We start from the raw sequence: 6,386 nt of genomic DNA, 5'->3' as shown, positions 1-6,386 counted from the left end.
CTCTATATTTAGTTGTTTATTAATATACATAATATAGAGTGTCGGAAAAAAGGAGGAATTTTGTGAAACGATTTGCCTTATTATTGCTGATGCTTATTCCAATGATCCTTTCCTCTTGCAGCAATGACAAGGAGACAGAAACATCTAATGAACCTGAAAAGGAAAAGCAACAGCAGGAACAAAAGCAGGAAGATATTATAACCGAATCATTGAATATTAATTTAGAAGTTTCCGAAGAAAGTTTACTAGTCCTGCAACACGGTAAAATCATGGATGATCTGTCATATGAAAAGGATATTGAGGACATCGGTTTCGATACACCTAAAATGGAGCCAGCTCTTATAGACAAGCTGACACCTGAGCTTGAAAAATTAACGAATGAAACTGCAGATATTGAAGAAATCAAGAAAGGCCTTGTTGCTCTCCTGGCCAGTCCTCACTATAAAGAGGTCATTGAAAAAGCGAATGCCTACGAACCGCAGTTTGAGGAACCCTATTTGCCGGATCCAACAAAATCCGAAGGCAGTGAAGAAAAAATGACATCAGAAAAGACTATCATTCTTCTCGATGCCAGCTCAAGTATGCTGCTTTTATCTGATGGAAAAGTAAAAATGGATATTGCCAAGGATGCTGTGAAGAGCTTTGCACAGACCATTGGGCAAACGAGCGAAGTCTCACTTATCGTCTATGGCCATAAAGGTTCGGAATCAGCGGCTGATAAGGAAATATCCTGCACAAAAGTCGAAGAAGTCTATCCGATGGGGAAATATGCAAAAGAAGAATTCCATCAAGCAGTCGATTCTTTTGAAAGCAAAGGCTGGACTCCCCTTGCAGGTGCCATCCAAAAAGCCGCAGAAATGAGCAGCAGCTTTGAAGGTGCAACGACCATTTACATTGTCAGCGATGGTGCTGAAACATGTGACGGGGATCCCGTTCAGGCAAGTAAGGACCTTGTTCAAATAAACAGCAAAAATACCGTAAACATTATCGGCTTTGATGTAGACAGCAAAACCGAAAACCAATTAAAGGCTGTTGCCGAAGCTGGCAATGGTGAATACTTTAAAGCGGACAATCCAGAAGAATTAAAATATACGATTCAATATGAGTGGCTGCCTTCTACACTAGATCTTGCTTTTGCCTTTACCATGGCTCCAGACGGATGGGAAATGGTCGCAGAGTATAAAAAAGGCGAAGAATATCCCCTTCAATTATGGAATATCGGCAGGCGTGAGTCCCACCGAATACTTGATGCAATTAAGATCATGGCAGAATATGAGTGGATTACGTATGAGCAAGAAACAGAACTAAGAGACTGGGGGTATGAACGAAGTCAAAATATGAAAGACCTATACTACGCCATCTATAAGACAAATCGAGAAAAAGCAGATACGAAAAGCCAAGAAATCAGACAAAGGGTCGATGAATGGGTCGAAAAAATGAAGGCATTGAAGAAAGAGCGCGGAGATACTTGGTAATACAAAAAGCCGGTCCATGTTTTAATGGAACCGGCTTTTTAGTATAAATCTATTAAATATAGAATTTTGAATTTACTAAATAACAGATTAGGAGTATGATAATATAAGAAAAAAAAAGAAAGAGGCAATCCTATGAATTCAACAGTTTTACAGACAGAAGCAACAAAGACAAAAACCTTAGTCATATATGCACTTTTCATCGCATTAACTCTAGTATCTACAATGTTCATCAATATCAGGCTCCCCATTATGGGTAATGGTGGCCTAATCCATATGGGCAACGTGCCTCTATTTATAGCAGCTTTAGTTTACGGCAAAAAAACAGGAGCCATTGCAGGCGCCTTTGGTATGGGTTTCTTCGACATTCTCTCTGGTTGGGGAGCATGGGCACCGTTTACATTCATCATCGTAGGGACAATGGGCTTTTTAGCCGGTCTTATTTCCGAAAAGGTACCCGGCAAAAGAGTAGTTGTCAACACACTGGCAGTTGCCATTGCACTCATTATTAAAATCGTAGGCTACTATTTCGCTGAAGTAATCCTTTACGGTAACTGGATTCTGCCATTTGGCTCCGTTCCAGGAAATGTGATGCAGGTTGTCTTAGCAGGAATCATAGTAGTGCCAATTGCAGGACGCTTAAAAAGAGCTTTAAAGATTTAAGTTTGGTGCATTACTCTAAATAATCCCGGCTTTAGCAATTGTATACGGTATTCAGTAAAAATTTTAGAATAAACCCTTGCAATCGCAAGGGTTTTCTTTATGGTTCTTTTCACTAATTGAAAAAGAATATCTCTTCCTTCTAGTTGGAATCTAACAACTATTTTAGTAGCTCCAATTTATGTTTAGATGGAGTTTGGTAGGATACATACCCTTCAATTTTTGTCACATAATGTCCTCCGCCAACTGAATATTGGCCGCCGAATTTGTCGTCATAGCTGTATACGCGGTATTTTTCACCGGGATTTAGGACTCTTACGAACTGGAGACCTTTATCTGTTCTTTTCCATAGATTGATTGGCTTTTCGATCATCACTCGACCGATTTGACCTTTTTTCATTAATAAGCCATCCCAATAGACTAGTGGTGTTTCCTTAGCAGGCACGTCCACTTCAGGCGCAGCCGGTTTCATCTTCATGTCTTTTCCACCAAATTCATAAATCGCAACCGTACCGGATACTTCATGAGTCGCAGCTAAAAGGGCATGTCCTGTAGGACTCTTATCAGCTGAAATAAAGCGTAAACCTTCAGGTGATACATCCCCTTTAATATCCTCGCTATAATCCCTACTTGAAATAAATGTAACGAATTCAGGCTTCGATGGATTTTCAAGATCATACACCATAATTCCGCTCACTCGCTCCAATGCGATAAATGCATACGATTTACCATTAATTTCTCCACTAACAACAGTTTCTGGTTCTGGTCCTTTTGCAGAACTCCGTTTGTCATACGCAATTTCTTCGTTATCCGTGTTAAAGAACTCAGGGAGTGCTTCAGAAGTGATTTTCTCAAAGTCACTTCCGCTATCATAAACAAGCTCCATTGTTTCAGCGTCAAAGATTGAGAAACTGCGTCCACCGTACGAATAAAGCGCTTCATACGAACCATCCGCTGCCATCCCTTCTTCAAGGGTAATTTTTGTTTTCTTCATCTCATCGAATAATCCATCTGCCACTTTTTGATCAAGCTCTTCTTGTGTGAAACCTTTATAATGATCTGCATTCAATTTAATCTTGTCTGCGATATCACCGATTTCTGCCTCTTCGGAATACGCTTCGTAATCTCGGGCGTCTCCTTCATTTGGTGTCAAAATATATGTTTTCCCGCCGACTGCAAATGTATCAATGGCATCTGGCATGTACAAGCCTAGAAGTGGAAGGCGTTCAAGTTTTGTTTCACCGTTTCGCTTCCCATCGAGTTCGTTTTCAGGAAGAGAGTGATCTTTTACACCAAGTCCTTTCACATGAAGGATTTTTTCTGCAGCAAGATCAACAGTCGCGATTGCATTGTTTTCTTGCATCGATACATACGCTACTTTACTATCTTTAGAAACCGCTACATACTCAGGCTCCAATTGTTGAAGAGCTGTCCCTTTAGATTTTAATCGGACTTTTTCATCAATTTCTACATTTTTAAATGAAAGTGTATTTGCTGTAAATTCACTTGGCTCTTTCGTGACGTCAATGATTGAAATCGTCCCTTCCGGATCAACGGTATAATCATCACTTGGCTCTCCTTCATTGGCAACGATCGCTTTCGTTCCGTCTGGTGTAAATGTCACCATGTCAGGCAACGAACCCACTTGCACTTTCGATATGTATGCTCCCTCTTTTGATAGAAAAACAATATAGCCAGGGTCTGTCTTCGGATTGCTAACAACGGAAACAGCAACTAAATCTTTTGTCGGATGTGAAGCAATACTCGTAATATCTGCTACGTTTTCAATTTGAAAGTCCTCTAATAATACCCGCTTAATTGATTCTACTTTTGTAAATTCACCTGATGTTAGTTGTTCGAATGAAAGAATATCAATTCCAGAAGCGGCTCCATTTGTAACAAAAGCACGCTTTAGTGTCTCATCGTAAGCCATAATTTCAGTACCACCAATGCCTTCAGTACTGTCATATTGACCAATTTGGGTAACCTTCAAACCATCCTCTTTATATTGAAAAAAAGTTGATTGTTCTGCGAATACATTGTACGGCTGACTTGCCCCCAAGAGAATACCTGCTGCTGTAATTCCTGCAACTATTTTGTTTTTCATTTTGATCTGTTCCCCCCAAAAAAATGCTAACTCATAAAAACAATTCTAGTTATCTAGTATTAAGAATATATGAATCTATTGTAATGTTTTTGTATTTTTGAGTAGTTTCAGATGGAAGAATCGGGAAAGATTAAAATCTTAATAGAGTCTTTCCTTCATACCTATAAATTATTAATCAGACTAACCAACTTCCAATATCACTTGAATCGCTTCAACCATTATGTAAAAATAAATTCAAATGCCTCATTACCATAAGGAGAGAAAAAATGAAACGGATTTTTCATAATTTTGTTAAGGGGATCATAACGGGTGTTCCGATTATTTTAGTCGTTTATGCCGTTTATCAATTATTTATGTTTTTAGATGGATTGTTAGGAAATTATTTAAAGCCTTATTTTAAAGAAGATTATGTTCCGGGGATTGGTTTGTTTTTCACCTTAGTCTTCATCACGATTCTAGGCTGGTTATCAAACAAAGTATTCACTGGGACGTTAATCCGAATGATTGAAAGATTACTAGAAAAAATTCCGCTCATAAAAACGCTCTATTCCATTAGTAAAGATACCATTCACTCATTCCTTGGCGAGAACAAATCATTTTCAAAAGTGGCATTGGTCACCATTCCAGGTACAGAAATGAAAACCATTGGGTTTATCACAACCGAGGATGTAGAAAGTTTTTATCATCCATTAAAGGACTATGTAGCTGTCTATATCCAACAAACCTTTCAAATTGCTGGACTAACGGTTTTAATTCCGAAAGATCAAGTTGAAATCATCGATGTAAAGCCTGAAGACGCAATGAAATTTGTCGTTTCAGGTGGAATGACAATAACAAAAGAGGAACAATCGGCTATTCGAGGGACTTCATTTGAGTAGAAACATATCGGAAATCATTGGATGTTTCATTATTATAAATAAGAAAAGAAGATGTAGGATTGGTCCCTCACAAGAGTGAGGGATTTTTATACTTTAAGCAACTTTAATTGCTTTTCCAAATGGCACCCTTGGGAGAAACGTGCCTGGGACTAGCCAGAATAACTCATAATTCACTACCTTGATTTCATCGGTAATAAAACCAGTAACATCCGTGATATAAAATAAAGTATCCACTTGATTTTCCTCTGCCCATTCAAGAACTAATGTATAGGAAGATTTCCCATGTGAATAGTACTTAATAGAATCACTTTTCACAGGTCCAATTCTTCTAATTTTAAAATCCGCTTGAATTAATAAAGCATCTGGTTTCACATGCTGAAATAATTTAACTATGTTGTTTATCAAATCCTTTGGTGCCTCATTTGTAGATGTATCGACAGCTATAGCCATTTTTTTGTCATGACGCTGCTGCAGCATGGACAGAAGCATTTTATGCCATTTCATAATGATCCAACTCCCCATCGTAAAATCGCAAAGTTCGCCCTAGCATTGACAGGCTTCTACAGAAGGTTGAACTTCTGCTGAAACCAGTTAAAATGTAAGACCCATCTTATTTTGGATGATTACTTGGAGAGTTATGATTGAAATGTTGAGGTAAAAAAATGCAGTTTTTTATGATATTTGATCAAAAAAAGTAAACATGTTCCTTTATTAGTAAAATTGCCCTTTATCTGATAAGATTCTTATTCTGTTCATCTTCTGTATTGACAATTCTGCGAGTTAAATCCTCGGTTTGCCATACAATTTCTCTTACACCTCGGAATCTGAGTTACATGAAACTAATTCAACTATAAAGAAATTGAACTTTCATAACACTTTCAGTTATAATATGATTAAGTACCACATAAATTAAAAAAAGACCGAACATGCTGGTAACATGTCCGGTCCAGCAATAGGCGGTTCCCACAAAGGGATCGGCTATTAATGGGGAATAATCCACCTGAGCCGTGCTAACTCAAGGGTGGATTATTTTTTATGGTTAAATGACAGAATGGCTACGATCAAACTTGCAAAAGCAATCGTAAACATTAATGCTTCAAATACTGTCATTCAGCATCACCCCCTTTCTGTTCGGGAGTGTGCCGACCACCCTTGAGAAACCTATTCTATTGCTTCTTTAGTTTATCATAATTTCAGTCAAATAAGAACACTTGTTTCCACCATGTCATAAACATCTTTATCTAATTAACAAAAAATTCTTATTCAGTT

Annotated in this window: 6 protein-coding genes; 3 read left to right on the top strand and 3 right to left on the bottom strand. The window is 38.1% G+C overall.

From position 1 onward, the window contains the following. Window positions 1-62 precede the first annotated feature (62 nt). Window positions 63-1,475 carry a vWA domain-containing protein gene (locus V7164_RS24840; RefSeq protein ID WP_335348369.1) on the top strand — a complete coding sequence of 471 codons (1,413 nt, stop codon included), beginning with the start codon at window positions 63-65 and terminating at the stop codon, window positions 1,473-1,475. Window positions 1,476-1,607: 132 nt separating this feature from the next. Next, a complete protein-coding gene (locus tag V7164_RS24835; protein ID WP_335348319.1) occupies window positions 1,608-2,135 on the top strand; it encodes an ECF transporter S component in 528 nt (175 codons plus the stop codon). Between the two features lie 157 nt (window positions 2,136-2,292). On the opposite strand, the gene V7164_RS24830 is transcribed toward V7164_RS24835, so the two are convergent. Then, the gene (locus V7164_RS24830) at window positions 2,293-4,239 is read right to left on the bottom strand and encodes a choice-of-anchor I family protein (protein ID WP_335348316.1); all 1,947 of its coding nucleotides are present in this window, start codon (window positions 4,237-4,239) and stop codon (window positions 2,293-2,295) included. A 266-nt stretch (window positions 4,240-4,505) separates the two neighbouring features. On the opposite strand from V7164_RS24830, the gene V7164_RS24825 reads away from it, so the two are divergent. After that, window positions 4,506-5,117, top strand: coding sequence for a DUF502 domain-containing protein (locus V7164_RS24825; protein ID WP_335355555.1), 612 nt, complete (start codon window positions 4,506-4,508; stop codon window positions 5,115-5,117). Window positions 5,118-5,210: 93 nt separating this feature from the next. Here V7164_RS24825 and V7164_RS24820 read toward each other — a convergent pair whose 3' ends face one another. After that, window positions 5,211-5,621 (bottom strand): hypothetical protein, encoded by a 411-nt coding sequence (locus V7164_RS24820; RefSeq protein WP_335348318.1) that lies wholly within the window; start codon window positions 5,619-5,621, stop codon window positions 5,211-5,213. Between the two features lie 522 nt (window positions 5,622-6,143). Further along, window positions 6,144-6,227 (bottom strand): putative holin-like toxin, encoded by an 84-nt coding sequence (locus V7164_RS25780; RefSeq protein ID WP_410489377.1) that lies wholly within the window; start codon window positions 6,225-6,227, stop codon window positions 6,144-6,146. Window positions 6,228-6,386 lie beyond the last annotated feature (159 nt).

Origin of the sequence: Bacillus sp. JJ1474, from assembly GCF_036965225.1 — a bacterium.
Lineage (GTDB): Bacteria > Bacillota > Bacilli > Bacillales > Cytobacillaceae > Cytobacillus.
This window is presented reverse-complemented; position numbering and strand designations above follow the sequence as displayed.